Genomic DNA, 16,911 nt, shown 5'->3' with positions numbered 1-16,911 from the left:
TGAATTCATCGCATGATTTCCCAAAAATGACAACGGCATTCCAAGAGCCCAATTAGTGACTGAACGAAAACATTAGAATTTGAAGTCACAGCGTCATTCGGAACGAAGCGAGGAATCTGGTGACCTTGAGATTGTTAGTGTTACAGATTTCTCACCGCCAACTTGTCATTACCGCCAAATTAAGTACAAAAAAAAATTAAAACCATTAAAACGTTCATTGAAAACGGTATGAGTTTGTCATTAATGCCCGAATTAATTCAGGTATTAATCACAAATTAACAGTATTTGCTGACCGCTTCAGCGGTCTCTGAAGACAAAATATCCACCATCGATGCCAATAGCCAATTGGCGGATCGCTCAGAATAACACTCCATATCCTTAAGTTGACACCAGTAGTCAAATGGCGAGCCGACCTAACAGAGATCTGAGTTTTTGTTCAAGCCCTAATTAATAGAATGCCGTTGTCATAAAGGAACGCTATGGTTTGGTGGGGGTATACTCCCCAGTCATCAAATCCAGCGTATACTGATCGCCGTTGGGCAGAGTGACCTTTACCTGGTTGTTGCCAGTGAACTCCAATGTTAGAGCAAAATCGTATTCGACATCTTTGTCTTGCACTGGGCCCGATCGATGGAAGCTGCCCTTGAAACTACATTCGACCTTGCCGCTTTGCGGGATGAATGGGTCAACCTTGGTATCGATAACCACATCAGTTACCACAAAAGTGCTGTGCACCTCAGCCTCAGAACTTACCTGCTTGCCGGTAAATTCATAAGATGAGTTATTGCTCGCTGTCCCATTGATGGTGATTACGCCCGTGGTGATGCCAGTGACGACAAATGAGGCGGTTTTGTTAAGGTCGACCTCACGATTTGCTGTCGAATCGTGGCCAGTTAATGTGCCTTGGTAGACAATTTTATCAGTTAGTCGAGGAATATAGAATGGCTGCTCATTGCCAAGCACGCTATAAAATGACAGGCTCACCGAATAGGTGATCCAGCCGTATTTGAACGTCGTATCGAAACTCGCGGGTTTATAAAGCCCAGTACTAAATCCCCCTTTTGCGATGAGCCCCATTATTCCGAGATCAGCCACAATACCGCCGGAGCTGGCAGCAACTTCAGCAGAAACGATCTGCATCTGCTCGGTATTGCTGAGCTGGCTTGCCACATTCTGGTCCGGCGAAGTCGCATTTTTGCTGCACATGTTCATTAACGCCAGCAAACTTAACATCGCCAAAAATCTAATTCTCATAATTGGTACCTCCATTGATTGAGTCTTACGTAAATTGCATGACTGGAAAGCCTGAGTTCGAACCAATACCCTTCCTTTTCAGATCGTAATGACAATTAGCGATCCTTCATTTGGCAAAATTGGTGAAAACTCAGATTCGAACTGCGATCCTCATACCTTTTAACTGGATTTCCCCTGCTAATCGACCGTTCAATTTGACAAATTTTGTGCCACCGAAACTCAATATGGTCCCACTCAGGATTATTTTGCACCAATTCAATTGGTTGATGGGAATTGCAAGCGATTCATTCGGATATATCGAAACAAGTTGTTCTGAAATTAAATAACCCAGAATAAAAACGTTGAGCATCTAATGAATCGAATGGCTTTTTCTGGTTTGTCCACTTCAATTTTGAATTTCGAAATCGTAGGCAGTTATCTGATTTTCTTTCAATCTGCAAAATTATGCTTCTTTTGATGAAACTGATTTTATCTCAAGGCAAAACCATTAGTGGATTTCAGGATTATTTCATTATTAAGCTGCGCAAGAGAATCACAATAGTGAGAATTTCTTGCACAGGGCAGTGATAAAAGACCAACGGCGCGATCGGCTGTCCTGTTTCAAACGTTCAGAAGCGCATTTCAAAAAGTTATGCAAGCACATCGCCCCATAGAGTAACGCGCTAAATTTTTAAGCAAGAGTTCTCTTTCATTTTGGTTTTGGCTTGATTTTCAGGTAAATATATGACTTCGATCGGTCCGTGCTGCCTCCAGGACAGGGGAGATTCAATCAGGTGAAGGTGAAAAAAGTTAGAATCCTACTAAACAGTAAGTGAATGCTGTTTAATCTTTATACCAACACTTTAATTTTGTGGACGAGTTTTCGATTGAGATTCAAGGATCGATTTCAGTCGTTCCAAACCCCGCTCAAAATCGCCCCCAATCATGTAATCCAAGCTGAAAAATAATGTAATGAAATTCCATGGGAACGGACTTTTGCCATAAAAGGCCCATGTCACCTGAGTAGCATGATCATCAACGGCAGTTAGCCGAAGATAGCCGTTCGACTCACTCTCCCAGGGCTTAACGAATCGAAGATGATAAGCCAGTTCCTCATCTTCTTGAATGTTGGTGGCGATCATTTCGCCCCTGCCTGCGCGCTTTCCTTTCCATTGAAATTTTGAGCCGATCTGCCCATCGATACCTGCAATGGTCACCACGATTGCTGAATCCATTTCAGCCCAAGGCGACCATGCTTTCCAATTGCGCCAATATTTGATATGCTCGAAGACCTGATGCTTGGGTACCTGAATAACGATGGAACGCTCCACGTGATACGATTTTGGCGCAGATAAGCTGAGTATCAGTACAACGAATGCCAGGACCACGATAATCAGCCCAATAACCCGGATAATCTTCATTAATTCCTCCACCTAGTTTTTGGATCACGATGACGGTTGCACGATTCGAACAGGCCAATATTTTTTGTCCATCACCTTTTTTGGCAAATTACCAAAAAGATTTGGAAAATGCAAGTTGAAATTTTGATTAGAAAATTCTTTGCTTTTATCAAAAATTGCATTATTTTTATTCAAAACAAAAATAATGATTCCGTGAGTAGCGATACATCTTTTCATAACCATTTTATGAAAATTTTATCAAGGTGCTGACCGAATTTTCAAACGAAATTTAGAAAAACTTTCGTGGACTTTCCATCCCAATGATCTGCCATCATAGCAGGAATGAGACGGGAACCGATTCCCAGTTTATTTTTTGGTATTAAAGCGAAATCCATTAAATATGAATTAAAAATGTCATTCCGAACGAAACGAGGATTCTGGATATATTTAAAAGGTTAGACCTACAGCTTTCTCCCCTCAGTCGAAATGCCGAAAAGGTGAGTTTTCGTTCGAGCGGAATGTAGGCTAAGACCTTTATTTGATTTCCAATTTTCAAGGAATCCGACAAAATGAGCGATCTTAAGCATCAATCATCCAGAAAGGAACAAGGGAGATTTATGAAATTCCCAATCATATCGGAATCTTTGCGATTGGAGCGATTACAATCGCCCCAGGGGAAGATCAAAATAGTCATCGACTCTGATACATACAATGAGATTGATGATCAGTTTGCCATTGTCTACGCTTTGCTCTCGTCTGAACGATTAACTGTCGAGGCGATCTACGCGGCGCCGTTCTTCAATGATCGATCGGTAGGTCCAGGAGATGGCATGGAGAAAAGCTATCGTGAAATTTTGAAGATATTAAATAAGCTGAACCGGCCTATTCAAGGAGTGGTGTTCCGAGGATCGGATCGCTATTTAACGGATTGGGAACATCCCATCCACAGCGAAGCCGCGCTGGATCTAGTGAATCGCGCCATGAATTTGAATCCAGGCGAATTGCTTTACGTGGTCGGCATCGCTGTTTTGACCAATATCGCCTCAGCCATCCTGATTGAGCCTGAAATTATCGATCGCATTGTCATCGTCTGGCTGGGCGGACATCCGCATCACTGGCATCACACGAAAGAATTTAATTTGAAGCAAGATGTGCTCGCCGCCCGACTGCTGTTCGATTGTGGCGTGCCCCTCGTGCAGATCCCCTGTCTGGGCGTGGCTTCGCATCTGTTAACCACGCTGCCAGAGATCGAGCAATATGTGGCGGGCCGAGGCGCCATCGGCGAATATTTGGCTGAAACATTCAAGGCGTGCAGCAACGATCATTTTGCCTTTTCTCGCCCTATCTGGGATATTTCGGCCATCGCCTGGCTGGTGAACGACAGTTGGGTACCCAGTGAAATCGTCCACAGCCCCATCGTCACCGATCAAGTGACCTGGAGTTTTGATCAGCGACGGCATTTTATTCGTCGGGCATTCTTTGTCAAACGAGATCCTATTTTTCGAGACCTGTTCGAGAAATTGGAGCGTCAAGCTTTACCAAGAATTTAATTTTTTTCTGTGGGATACCATTTCTGTGGGAGAAAAAATCTTTGACTCCCACAGAGGTAAAGTCCCTCAGAATTGATGATGAAAATTATTTCAGCCGTTGTTCCATTTCGGTGGTGTGGATTTCTTTTGCAATCAGAAAGTAAAGCTCTCAGAATAGAATTAAGTTTTTTTCTCGGTCCTTTCATTTCTGAATACAATTTTTAAGATTTCCAATTCTGTGGCATCCCAATTCTGTGGGAGAAAAAAACATAGCGTCTCCCACCGAAATGAAATCCACAGAATTGATGCCGAAAGCTATTTCTGTGGCTGTTCCATTTCTGTGGTCAAAAATTTTAATTGGGAGCGAGCGTATGAAAAAACAAAAATCCTGGAAACAAAAACTACTGGATAACAAAGGCCTCCCCAGAGTCGAGCGCATTACGGAAAACATGAGCCAGCGCTGGGGAACGGGCACGGTGGTCATTCCCGCCCCCAGCGAAGTGGACGAAATCATGCGGCAGGTGCCCGAGGGCAAGCTGATCACCATCAATGAAATTCGAGCCAAGCTGGCCAAAAAGCACGGGGCGACCATCGGCTGTCCCATGACCACAGGCATCTTTGCCTGGGTGGCTGCCCATGCCGCAGATGAAGAGGCACGCCAGGGCGAAAAGGACATCACCCCATACTGGCGAACCTTGAAAGCAGGCGGCGTGTTGAACGAGAAATATCCTGGTGGCATCGAAAATGTGAAGTTCTTCCTCGAACAAGAAGGGCACAGGGTGGTTCAAAAAGGCAAAAAGTTTGTGGTGGAAAATTATGAAAAGGCGCTGGCCGAGCTTTAATCGCAACTGGTCTTCCTTCTCTGAAAATTGGGATTTGGGATTGGGAATCGAGAATTGTCGAACTCTGCTCTAACCGTCAGGTGGATTACCATGATCAAAATTTTCATATTCGGTTTGTGCTCGATTCTGTTCTTGCTCTACTCCTGGAAATCTTTAAAGTCATATTGTAATCACGGTTTCTTTCGGTTTTTCGCTTTCGAAGGCATCTTGATCCTGGTGCTGCTAAACGTGAATTACTGGTTTGATCAGCCGTTTGTTTTTCGGCAGATCATCTCCTGGCTGTTGCTTACGATTTCTCTGGTTTTGGCCATTCATGGATTTTATCTATTGCACATCATTGGAAAACCTCGACAGAATTTTGAAGACACCAGCGTACTGGTCAAGGTGGGCGCCTACCGCTACATTCGCCATCCGCTCTATGCTTCATTGCTCGCTGGCGCCTGGGGCGCATGGCTCAAGCATATTTCAATCGTTAGTGTGCTGCTGGTTTTGTTGATCACGGGATTGCTCTACGCCACAGCAAAAATTGAAGAAAAAGAGAATCTGGAAAAATTCGGCGATGCCTATCGGGATTATATGAAAAATAGCAGGATGTTTATTCCGTTTTTCCCGCGGATAATAAAACATCCACGGATATGAGCCATTGAAAATATCTGTGGAGGTTCTATCATCCGTGGGAAAGCTGAGTGAGCACCAAAATTATTTCTCCAACGGATAGAAACAACCCAACGGATGGTCGCTCTGGAATTTCCCTATGGCTGATAAAACAGCTTAGGATATAAACGATCAAGGAGTATCGGGTATGTCTTATTAGCCACGGGAAACGATTTTGAGTCTTAATGTTCTTTCGATCCAATAGATAATTACTACAATTAACTTTGATTCTTCGGCGGATGACAAAATTCCAGCGGACATTCAGGGAAAAAAATTACATCAGAAACTGCAATTATTCAGCTTGGTAGGAATGACTAGATGAGTGGTTCAGCTTGGCGAGATTTTTTTCCTGCGAATCCAGATCACCCCACCAAAGAATCTGAATAGCTATCAGAAAGTTTTGTTGAAAATTAAAAAAATCTTGACAAATGTTTTTTTTGTAAATTAAATTGTCTCTTTTAGGCATTTGATATGGCTTAATCCTTGGCTCAGAAAAAAAAATTTGAAACTTCAACCTTACTAAGCATTTCAAGGCCTAGAGAGAAGAAATAGTTGCAGCAATTTTTTTTGCAAAGCAAAACAATTGAAGGAGGTGAGAAGCATGCTTAAAAGGCTGTGTTCCATTTTACTACTTGTAATCATCATCAGCTCTTTCATGTCTTTGCTTGTCAAATCTAGTGCTAACATTCCTAAAGATGACGAGCAAGAGCAGATTAGACATTGCAACTTTTGGGGTACCAAACATGAAATTGTATGTGTGGTAGGATCAAAAGATTGCACACCAGTCAAGTGCGGCGCATATGACCCGCATTAGGGTTCTTAAGAAGAAGCTTCTGCTCAAAAGTAAGCAGAAGCTTCTTTTCATAACTAGTCAGCGAAATTATTAAGTCGATTTAGTTTTGTTTATGAATGGTGGCTCTAACAATTTGAGGTTGTATGGCAAAAGGATCTATTTCATTGTGATTCTGGTTCTCAGTCTGTTAAACATTCTTTTGCAAGTGAAATTGCAACAGCTAAAATCAAAGATTCAATATCAGAACAAACTCTTAAAAGATTTCAAAGTCGTGAGCGAAATTATCGAAGCCAACGCGTACGAGGCTATACTGGAGGGATTGACATTTCCGATGGATATTCTTTTTTCGCTTGAAAGAAAGAGAAATTTATTCCACGAAGAGAACAACAATTATCTTTTGATTCTTTTGTTTTCGCTCTCCGATTGCAATGTCTGTGTTGAGGATGAAATCCAATATTTTGAAGATTTATATTCAAAAAGCCTTAACTCCGAGATAAAAATGAGCATTATTGCTATTGCCCATGCCTCCAGCATCAATATGCTTAACAGATTTCGAGCTGCTAATAACTTTAGCTTTCCTCTAATTTACGATAATACTGATACACTTCGAAAGTATTTCGATATCCATAAAACGCCATTATCTTTCTTAGTTGATCGTGACACAAAAAAAATTCTTAAAGCACATTTTCCAGTAGCCAAAGTCCCTCAAGAATCTATTAAATTTATTCAATTCATTGAGAGGCTATTTGCTCAAAAATGAAAGGGATATTCTATGAACAGCATTTTAAGAAGATATATTAAATTGATAGTTTCGTTATGGTTTGGCTTATTGTTGATTTCCTGTCAGAAAAATAGTCGTGAAAGCAGTAATGAATTGGCATTACCAATTTCCTTGATGGAAAAATTCCAGCAAGCAAAGAATTTTGAGGATTTGTTTGAAAAGTCCAAGGAAATTCAATTAGCAACTGGTACCAAAAGCTATGTAGGCAGCATTGATCAGATTATTAAATCTGATGAAAGATTTATTGTCGTTGACACTCGGGTAACCAAGAGCGTGCTTCTTTTTTCCGAAACTGGAAAATTTATTCGCCAAGTAGGAATTAACGGTGAGGGGCCTGGCGAGTATCTTATTCCTGAGTATGCCTGCGTAGATAACGAGGGAAGAATCGTGATATTGGATAGTCAAAAATTCAAATTAATCTTCTACGATAGAAATGGAGAGTACCAAAAACAGATGAGGCTTGATGTTTTGGGAATATTTCCTCAGCGATTCTTTATTGACTCTCATGGCTTATTATATTTTTATACAATTAATCCATCATTTTCTGATGCCTCTAAAGGGAAAAAAATTGTAGTAATTGATCAAAACGGCCGAATTAAATATCGGTATAGTGAATTGGAAGAAACGTTGCAAAAAATATTTTATCTAGGAGGTTCAGTGAAATTAGCACCAAATGGGCAAATTTGGATCGGAAATATTTTTGATTTAACAATTAGAATTCATGATCCGAATGGTCAAGTCCAACGAACCATTATAGAGCATATCAGCCATTTGCCAAATGCTGTTTCACCAGAAATTTTTGCCTCTGTCGACAATTCTAGGACGATGTTGAAGTTGATTTCTCAACACACAATGATCCATGATATATTTTTCATTCAGGATAATATTGCAATGGTGACGTTTGTTGGAAATGAAACATATTATTTATCATTTTTTGATCTGAAGGGCAATTTACTGAAAGGCAAGATTGAAATTGACACTGAGAATTCCAAATATTTGAAGAGTGCCATCCTTGGCAGCTATGGTAACTGCATTTTTGCAGTTGAGGAACCGATAGATATAGATATTCCCCTGATCAGCAATGCGCTTCAAAATGTCCTTAATCCCAAAATTGTTGTTTTTAAATTTAAGCTCTGATAATTCAGTTAAGTTTCCATCAATGTGCTTGCAGCAGTATCTTTGTCTTTTAGAAATCAAAATAATAAAAAAAGGTGATTATGAACAAGTCTTAAAGCAATTTAATTTTATTCTTATGGATGATAGAAAAGCCGTCGATATAAGCAATCTACAAAAAATAGCGAGAACATTGCCAATGAAATTATGCTTTGCCGTGCTGTTGCTATTGTCTGTTTTCCCGACTGCGGCTCTGGCGCAAGGAGTGGCCATTGGCCAGCGCTTCGATTTGACGGCTGAGCTGCAATTGAATCACGGCACTACGGGTCAATTTGCCCAGGTGTTTGTGCCCAACTATTACCAGGCACCTCAAGATGGAAAATTGATGCTGGTGTTCCATCTGCATAGCGCCTCCTGGGCTGCTGAAGATGTGGTTTATAAAGCGCAGGCTAATGCGGTGCTATTTAATATCCATCTGGGCGCGCTATCCAGTCCTTATCAAAATTATTTTCAGGACGCCAATAAATTTCGCCTTATTCTGGATAAAGTCAAAGCCGTGCTCCAGGATCACAATATCATCGCCAATCCAGTAGTGGATACGCTCATCGTGACATCGTTTAGCGCAGGCTACGCAGGCGTGCGAGAGATTTTCAAAACGCCCGCTTATTACGATCAGATCAACGCCCTGGCCTTGGCCGATGGACTCCATTGCAATTCCGACCCTGCGCTGAAAGAGCAGCAGATGAAGGATTTCCTCCGTTTTGCCAGGGATGCTCGGGATGGCAAGAAAATTTTTTGTCTCACCCATTCCGCCATTCCCACCAGCGGGTATGAGAGCACCACCCAAACCGCCAACTATCTCATCAACGGCATCGGCGCTCAGCGCGTCTTCGTCTCGGCGGTGGATGAAATTGGGCTCCAGCAATCGGCCTGCGACACAGGCAAATTCCATCTCAAAGGCTATGCGGGTGACACCGCCAGCGATCACATGAAACATCTGTATGGATTGCATTTGATGCTGGAGCAAATGATCAGGATTTTGCACCAGGTTACAGTCGGTCTGAACGAACATTGGATTCAGCCCGACTGCTATTTTTTGGTGCGCAACTACCCCAACCCGTTCAATTCGATCACTCATTTTAGTTATGAACTGCCCTATTCGGCGCCAGTCCACCTAAAAATCTTTAATGCCATCGGTCAATTGGTCGCTGTCCTGGCCGATGATGCGCAATGTTCGGGCGCTCATATTATATCATGGGATGGCAGCAGGCATAATTCTGGCGTATATTTTTACCAGTTGCAGTGGGATGGAAATATTAAGTCAGGCAGGTGTGTGTTGATCAAATAGAATGCGCAGTAAGGCAGATGGAATTCATCTGCCAGCGAAAATGGCCTTATGCTTTGATCTTTGTCCGCATTAAAATTCAACTGTTACCAACAAGCTTTCTGACATTCCTTTAAATAGCTCTGCATATTCAAATATAATGTATTCTCCAGATTTGTTTTGAAATCCTGTTGTTCCATTATTTTTCACCAGTTCAATTTCCAGCTTCTCTCCTTTTTTAATTTTCAGTTCTTTTTTGATTCCGTGACCTACATGCCCGCCAGGACTTGATATGTGTTTTTGTTCGATAATCAAGCAAACATCCAAGTCGTTTCTGTTTAGGGCCAGTGGTACAAAATAACCTCTAATGGCGTAATTTAAATTCCTATCATTCTGAAGAAATACTTTAGGTGTTTCGATAAGGTATTCAAGCGAGAAGGGATTGTCCCGGTTATAACCCTTCTGAACCGTCTGCTTGCGGAATATTACTTTACCAGTGGCACTATCCTTGCGCATATATTCAATATAAAAAGTGACAGGAATTTCCAAAGCCTTTAAATTTGCCAATTTTTCCAGAATATCGGTCGAAATTTTTGATTCAATGGGGGGGCGAATAGGATGCTGAATGACAATCTCGGCAGCAATTTTGGATGGAACTGTTGCAACCACAAAGAGCTCGCGTGGTTTGTCGAAATCTGCATCGAACTCTTGTACCATAAATGATTTTTCATAGATCGGATGATTATTGCTTGAAAACTGCACAAACTCGTTTTTCTCATAGGCTAGCTTAATACGAATCTTATCTGATGAAAGACGTTCCGGTCTAATCAAAAAATTGTAAATTAACAAAGGAGTTGTTTTGGATACATTCTTGCTCGCTAGTTTAAGCCAAAACGGATCAATTGTTCTGTTTAAATCAAAATAAGTTTGAAATCTAGATGAACTACTGCCTTCCATATAATCTTTCGATTCGGTGCTGCCAAAAGTTAGTGAAGGTGTAAATTCGATTGGTAGTTTTGGCCCTGTTCCTAAATAGACAGTTTGATAAACTGTGGATCCGGGATGTTTTTCTCCATCTTTGCTATAACTTACCCGCTTTAGCATAACAATAATGCTATCCTGCTGGGGGAAGGCTACTGAAATGATTGTGAAATAGATGCCGAACAAAATAATGACCCTAAGAATCGGAGACAAATTTTTATTCATGACTCACCTCTCTTAAAAACGCTTTTCTCCATAAATGCTGAAGATATCATCTTTAGTGATTTTAATCTTGCGAATTTTTTCATATGGGGCATCAACATATTTTTGGGTGTAAGCTTCTTTTGATGGAACTGTTCTGAATGGTATTTTTTTATGAAATGCCAACCCCATAAAGAAGATCAAAGCAAGGGCCACCGCATACGCTATAGGTGCAGGTACCAGGAATTTTCGTCGCCACCAGGATTGAGTGCTCATCTGGCGCTGGCGTGCTTGTCGAAGCTCGGCCAGCCTTGCAAAAAATTTATGATCAAAGTCCTTAGAGAGAATGGTATCAGGCTGTAATTGGAACAATCCTTTGATCTTTTGCAAGGAATTCAAAAATTCATGACAATGCTGACAGCCAACGAGATGCAATTGCAAACGGTCGGCGTCTGAGGATGACAATTCTCCATCCAATGCTATGCTAATCATTTCTTCATAATCTTTACATGACATGATATTAAGCTCCCTCTTTTAAAATTGGCAAAAGCATATCTCTCAATTTCAATCGTGCCTTAAAAAGTTTCGCTTTGATTGCGCTTTCCGATAAACGGGTTATTTCAGAAATTTCTCGATAAGAAAATCCTTCATAATCTCTAAGAAGAACCAATTCCCGATAATCGGCGTTTAATTGAGCCAACGCACGGTTTAAAATGTCATTGTTTTCAATGGCTATTGTATTCTCTTTAATTACAAACTCATTGGCTGAGCAGATTTCTTCAGCGATACGGATATTTTTTTTTTGATCTCTCAACCGATTCAGGCATAAATTTCTGGCGATCGTAAATAAAAAACTCTTAAAATTCCCATCCGCGTTTAGTTTGCTTCGTTGAAGATAAACTTTCAAAAAGGCTTCCTGTGCTATATCTTCGGCTACATCATGATCCTGAAGCACTCTGGAACAGAAAAAGACCAAATTGCGTTTGTGCCGATTATATAATATCACAAACGCCAGATCATCACCTTGCTGAAAAACGCCCATCAATTCTTGATCAGTCTTATCCAAAACCATTCCTTTTTTGGTCTGCTTTTCTCTACTTTCAACAGTAAAACACATGAGAGGCTAAAAAGTTGCTCGTCATTGCTAAAAAATTTTTATCACTGGAGCATTGTGATCCAAAGGATATTACAGTAATCGCTCGAGAGGGCGATTGCTTAATCTTCAAAAGATTTGACTCGGACCAATTGCAGGAATAGCTTCAGGACTATCGATTGGGCGAATTGTGAGAGAAGAACATTTCTGAAGGACATCTTCGATTGTGGTGCGAGTCAATATTCTGATCGAGGGACAAACTGAAAATACTTTTCCAGCGAGTTAACAACATCTGCAAAGACTATTGCAAGACAATTGATGGAATTCTGGCGGTTATTGAAATTGGACTTTTAAAAATTAAAAAGGAATGTCAATACTTCAATTATGGTTGAAGAAGCTTAAGATTTGGTTCCCAGGCAGATGAAATCCATTTCCCTAGGAGCCAAGGACCATATCTTTTTTCTTCAAATAAAAAAGGCGCCAGATAATAGGCGCCTTTTCAATCAGGAATTTTTCGGCAACATGGCTTTAACCATCTGCAACCTCTGTTCGCGCTCTTTGACAAATCGCTCGATCCCTTTAAATAGCCAATTTGGCGAAATATGCGCCTCTTCACAAAGCTCTTCCACTGAGCCGCCAGTGCGCCAGCGATTGTCCCAATCCGAGCACATGGCGTATTGTTCTGAAATCTTGGAAAAAATCCAATCGTGCATGTTCCGTCGGGCAGTGTTGGTGATCACGGTTGAATCGAGCCAATCGGAATCTGAGACAATTGATTTTTGATAGCTCTCGGGCTGCAATTTAAATAACTCATAGCTCACAGCAGCGACCAATTTAACATTGAAACCTGCCTCTTCCAATCTGGGTAGTATTTTGATCAGATTGGCTGTGGTGCTGGTCCCTTGGACAAAGATGGTTCCCATTTTGGGAAGATTGGGCTTGTAATCTCGGATGAGATACGCCCCTTTCGCTGCTTCAAAATGCGAGGCTATTCCCAGCTTCTGACGATCTGGGATTTCAATGGGCGGTCGAGTGAGATGTAAAATGATGATCGGCTTATCCGTAGCCAAGGCTGCTCCGAGCATCGGCGCCACTTCATTGTGCTCCCAAGGATATAAATTGATCACCTGGCCTTCGGGGAATAGTTGGGAAACGCCGGGCGCAAAGATGCCAAAATGGGTTCGAGAATCCTCGGCTGTTTCCGGTCCGGAATGCCCAGCGATCCACAACACTTTGCCCACCTTGATCTCTGAATCCTGTGCTAATTGACTGAACAATCGCATGGGACCATATTTCAAATAAATGAATGAGCCGTATGTGGAGCAAGCAGCATAAAAACCATTGAACTCCTCAAACGGGCGCTCTGAAAGATTTACAGTAGCGATTCCTGCGGAAATGCCGGCATTAGTAAACTCAGTGATCGCCTGCGGCAATAGGCAACCCTGCGGATTGCCGTTTCGGTCATACACTCCAAAGCCCTTGAAATTACCGTAACCTTTGGCAAAACCGGAGATGTTCGTCGAATCCGCCAGATCTGCAGACATCGCGATGAACATTGGCCGGCCATATTTTTCATAGCATTTGGCATTGATCCACGCGCCAAATTTTGAGAGTCCAGCTCGATTGGGCTCTTTTTGTCCTGGCTTCGCGAAGATATCAGCGGGATAATTTCGATAATCGGTAAAAACTGGATCTTTGAATGGGTTCTTGTTGAAGTCATAAAACAGAGTCGTTTTCTGCTCTGGAATCGATTCGCCCAACTCGACCAAGGTATCCGCCACATAGTCCAACAACTCAGGGTCATGATCATAAAGTTGCATGACTCGTTGCAAATTATTCCTGGTTTGTTCAACTTGTGCAGCGTGCGTCTCTGGTGCAGGTTGACCAAACCCCTCGAACTCGATGCCGTAGCGCTCAGTAAAGATCTTGGTCGTCTCCCAGAACAGTGGACTATTCATCGGCTTGTGGGGGGTACCATGCGATTTGTTATCGTATACACCGTAATTTCGGCCTTTGCGCGTTTTGAACCAAGCGATATTTGGCCGCTTTTCTTTGTTTTCGGAATAGATCATCTCTAAAATGGTTCTCGTGACTGAGGGCCATTCCATGCCCTTCTCAGTTCCGAATACCCGCCAGCCATGGGCACCGAACCAATCGGCTGGCGTGCCATAAATGATACTACTCATCGGGTGATCATCAATCCCATAATCATTCCAGTCAAATAGATAATAGAGATTGTTGAGCCCCAAACCCCAGGCAGAGTTTTGGGTCTCATGGGTGCAGCCTGCGGTCGAACCGCCCTCGCCCTCCACGGCAAACACGCGAATATCATCAGCGCCTGCCAATTTCAATGCTAACGCCTCACCCGCAGCAGCCGGCGAACCATGGCCGGAAGGCCCTGTATTGAACTTCAAAAACAAGGTTTTCCCGCCCATCTCTGCGTGGCCAGGCAAACCTTTATTGTGGCGCAGCGTCAAAAGATCCTCCCAATACAATGCTCGCTCTGCTTCATTTGGAATTTTATATTTAGGATCGCCAGTTTGCTTGAATTTCCGTCTCAGTGCCTCATTCAGAACCGCAAGCGCAGCATAAATCAGAGGCACCGTATGTCCACCCACAAGAATGAAACGATCGGCAAAGCGTTTCTCTGGGTGACGAATATCATATCGCATGACCCCGCTCAGCATCGTCACCAAAAAAAAGTGCACCTTGGACCGCGAACCGCCAGGGTGCCCACTTTGTCTAAGGTTCAACATCATATCAATACACTGATCGATCATATCTTTTAGTTTCTCCCAATAGGAGAAGCGACTTTCGAGTTGTTGATAAATCGATTCCACTTGACTGGAGCCCATTGTCATAATCAATCCCCTTGATTTTCGTTCGAACGTATTCCATCTTAACAATTGGAAGATCCAAATTGATAAACCAAAATAAAGGACACAAAAATAACGAAAAAAACGGTAATATACAAGCATTTTTTTGGGGAGCAGGATTCAAGGAGCATTTTTATCTTAAGCTGCAATGAGGAATATTTTAGAATGAAATGCTCATATCGTGTGCAAATTCATCCGATGACCGATGCATACAAGCCTATGAGAATTTTTTAATGAAAACTGATTCAGCTTGGCATGAGTAGGCCTTGAAAAATCCGCTTCGCTCAAGGAAGATTTAAAATTTACGGTTTTAAAAGTTATCGAGATCCAACCAATCGAGCTTGAAATCTTTTACGATATCATTTTGATCAATGGTGATGAGCAAATTATATGATCGTACGGGGTTCGAAGAATCGGCGTTAGCGACTTCCCATAAAATGAGGCTCTTGCCATTATTGCTTTGCTGAAACGAATAAGAGAGGTTCTTATAAAACCATACTTCATCCCCGATGCTGTTTGGAGTTACTGAGGTCGGCATACCCAGCAGATTCATCACATTCGCCTCGGTTGTCACCCCTTTCGTGATCTCTTTTCTTAAGCTCAGTTCTTTCTTCTGACTGCTATGAAAAAACGCGCAAGAAAAGAAAATAAGGATCGACAATCCAAGGACAAGGCGATTTTGGGAGATAGTTTTCATGATTATTCCTTTCTAAAAAATTATGGTTCAACACCATAATTTACCAGCAAACTCCAGCGCGCTCGAAATCGTGAGATAGATGTGTCGAAAATTTAAAGATAGGATAAAGTGGTCAGACCAAAATTAGAGGCGGCAGCGCCGGCGCATCACCCAGCGCTGCCAAATTAGTAGCGACTATTGGATGAGGATCATCTTTTTTACCGCCACAAACTCACCCGCCCGCATCTGATACAGATAAATTCCCGTGCCGACTTGGTTGCCAGAATTGTCCTTCCCATCCCAGAGGATTTGGTGGTAGCCTGGCTGGTGGTCGTTATCGATTAGTCTTCTAATTTCCTGGCCAAGGGTATTGTAGATGGTAATCACCACATGACAGGAGATGGGAAGCTGATAATCGATGACTGTCTCAGGATTGAAGGGGTTGGGATGATTCTGGGATAAATGAAATTCTTGGGGAAAATTTTTATGATCATCGAAAACAGCCGTGGGATGGAACTGGAAAGACCACGGGGAAATCCCGCTATTGCTGCCCCACGTGACCAGTCCATCACTATCGACAGCTTTGACCCGCCAATAATAGACTGTCTGTCTCATTCCTTTGGTTTCGATGATGAAAGTAGAATCCGTCAAATTGGGAATCGAATTAACATTCTCTGAAAAGCTGCTGCTTGTGCTATATTCCATCGTGAAGCTGAATTTATCATTGGGATCAACATCATAGGTGCTGGCCCAGGAAAATTTGAGCGTGTCTGAACTTACAGCGCTATTATTAGCAGGGGCGTACAATGCAAACGGCCTTGGCGCTTCATCGATGGCATTGACCCAGAAGTTCTGAACCGCTGACCAGGTTGAGAACAAACCTTCATCATCGACCGCTTGCACTCGATAGTACCACTTCACATTTTCGCTGAGCGGATCGGGCACTTCAAAGGTGTTCAATCCCATGGCAGTGGTGTATTGATACTTATAATTGCTTACAAATTCGCCATCATCATCCAACTGCAATTTGTAGCGCAGCGTCCCCGCATGGTCGCTCAAATCCGCATCTTTAGCGGGATGCCAGCTTAGCTCAGGCTTGTTGGTTCGCACTTCGATGCCATCTTTGGGCGAGAAACCAGCGATCACAGGCTGCGGGGCCGTGTTGGTTTTATTAAAAAAGAACCGACTAGTGCCGCTGGTGAAATTGGATTCCGCTCCATATTGATCCACTGCCTTGACCCGCCAATAGTAGGTCGAATCGTCCTTGAGATTGTTGAAATTTTGCAAACTGCGAATCTGGATGTAAACTGCATTGGTCATGGTTTCAGTTTGAAGATTAGCGAAGATATTTGCTACCATCTCATTGTTCATTTGCATGCCCGAAATACCCGTTTGACGGACTTCAGGGCTGGAGA

The 16,911-nt window shown here is 42.4% G+C and carries 14 protein-coding genes; 6 read left to right on the top strand and 8 right to left on the bottom strand.

Going from position 1 to position 16,911, the window contains the following annotated elements; all coding sequences use genetic code 11:
• Positions 1 to 477 precede the first annotated feature (477 nt).
• A complete protein-coding gene (locus ONB37_12360; protein MDZ7400946.1) occupies positions 478 to 1,254 on the bottom strand; it encodes a hypothetical protein in 777 nt (258 codons plus the stop codon).
• 842 nt (positions 1,255 to 2,096) lie between these two features.
• Positions 2,097 to 2,654, bottom strand: a complete 558-nt coding sequence (locus ONB37_12355) for an SRPBCC family protein (GenBank protein ID MDZ7400945.1) — start codon at positions 2,652 to 2,654, stop codon at positions 2,097 to 2,099.
• A 596-nt stretch (positions 2,655 to 3,250) separates the two neighbouring features.
• Here ONB37_12355 and ONB37_12350 point away from each other — a divergent pair.
• From ONB37_12350 to ONB37_12325, 6 genes are all read left to right on the top strand, one after another.
• The gene (locus ONB37_12350; GenBank protein MDZ7400944.1) at positions 3,251 to 4,183 is read left to right on the top strand and encodes a nucleoside hydrolase; all 933 of its coding nucleotides are present in this window, start codon (positions 3,251 to 3,253) and stop codon (positions 4,181 to 4,183) included.
• 350 nt (positions 4,184 to 4,533) lie between these two features.
• The gene (locus ONB37_12345) at positions 4,534 to 5,004 is read left to right on the top strand and encodes an MGMT family protein (protein MDZ7400943.1); all 471 of its coding nucleotides are present in this window, start codon (positions 4,534 to 4,536) and stop codon (positions 5,002 to 5,004) included.
• A gap of 90 nt (positions 5,005 to 5,094) precedes the next feature.
• Entirely contained in the window at positions 5,095 to 5,643 is a 549-nt protein-coding gene (locus tag ONB37_12340; protein ID MDZ7400942.1) for an isoprenylcysteine carboxylmethyltransferase family protein, read from the top strand.
• Between the two features lie 974 nt (positions 5,644 to 6,617).
• On the top strand, positions 6,618 to 7,211 hold the full coding sequence (locus tag ONB37_12335) for a redoxin domain-containing protein (GenBank protein ID MDZ7400941.1): 594 nt from the start codon (positions 6,618 to 6,620) through the stop codon (positions 7,209 to 7,211).
• 12 nt (positions 7,212 to 7,223) lie between these two features.
• Positions 7,224 to 8,369, top strand: coding sequence for a 6-bladed beta-propeller (locus tag ONB37_12330; protein MDZ7400940.1), 1,146 nt, complete (start codon positions 7,224 to 7,226; stop codon positions 8,367 to 8,369).
• A gap of 175 nt (positions 8,370 to 8,544) precedes the next feature.
• Positions 8,545 to 9,693 carry a T9SS type A sorting domain-containing protein gene (locus ONB37_12325; protein ID MDZ7400939.1) on the top strand — a complete coding sequence of 383 codons (1,149 nt, stop codon included), beginning with the start codon at positions 8,545 to 8,547 and terminating at the stop codon, positions 9,691 to 9,693.
• A 69-nt stretch (positions 9,694 to 9,762) separates the two neighbouring features.
• Here ONB37_12325 and ONB37_12320 read toward each other — a convergent pair whose 3' ends face one another.
• The 6 genes from ONB37_12320 to ONB37_12295 form a co-directional block, all read right to left on the bottom strand.
• A complete protein-coding gene (locus ONB37_12320) occupies positions 9,763 to 10,875 on the bottom strand; it encodes a hypothetical protein (protein MDZ7400938.1) in 1,113 nt (370 codons plus the stop codon).
• Positions 10,876 to 10,887: 12 nt separating this feature from the next.
• Positions 10,888 to 11,367: a zf-HC2 domain-containing protein gene (locus tag ONB37_12315; GenBank protein MDZ7400937.1), complete on the bottom strand. Its 480-nt coding sequence runs from the start codon at positions 11,365 to 11,367 to the stop codon at positions 10,888 to 10,890.
• 4 nt (positions 11,368 to 11,371) lie between these two features.
• Positions 11,372 to 11,917: an RNA polymerase sigma factor gene (locus tag ONB37_12310; GenBank protein MDZ7400936.1), complete on the bottom strand. Its 546-nt coding sequence runs from the start codon at positions 11,915 to 11,917 to the stop codon at positions 11,372 to 11,374.
• A 530-nt stretch (positions 11,918 to 12,447) separates the two neighbouring features.
• Positions 12,448 to 14,799, bottom strand: a complete 2,352-nt coding sequence (locus ONB37_12305) for a transketolase (protein ID MDZ7400935.1) — start codon at positions 14,797 to 14,799, stop codon at positions 12,448 to 12,450.
• A gap of 331 nt (positions 14,800 to 15,130) precedes the next feature.
• A complete protein-coding gene (locus tag ONB37_12300) occupies positions 15,131 to 15,517 on the bottom strand; it encodes a hypothetical protein (protein ID MDZ7400934.1) in 387 nt (128 codons plus the stop codon).
• 174 nt (positions 15,518 to 15,691) lie between these two features.
• Positions 15,692 to 16,911 (bottom strand): T9SS type A sorting domain-containing protein (locus ONB37_12295; protein ID MDZ7400933.1); only part of this gene is annotated, 1,220 nt, incomplete at its 5' end.

It is taken from the genome of candidate division KSB1 bacterium, from assembly GCA_034506395.1.
Classification (GTDB): Bacteria; Zhuqueibacterota; Zhuqueibacteria; order Thermofontimicrobiales; family Thermofontimicrobiaceae; genus Thermofontimicrobium.
Note: the sequence above shows the minus strand (reverse complement) of the source record. Positions and strands in the feature narration are given on the sequence as shown.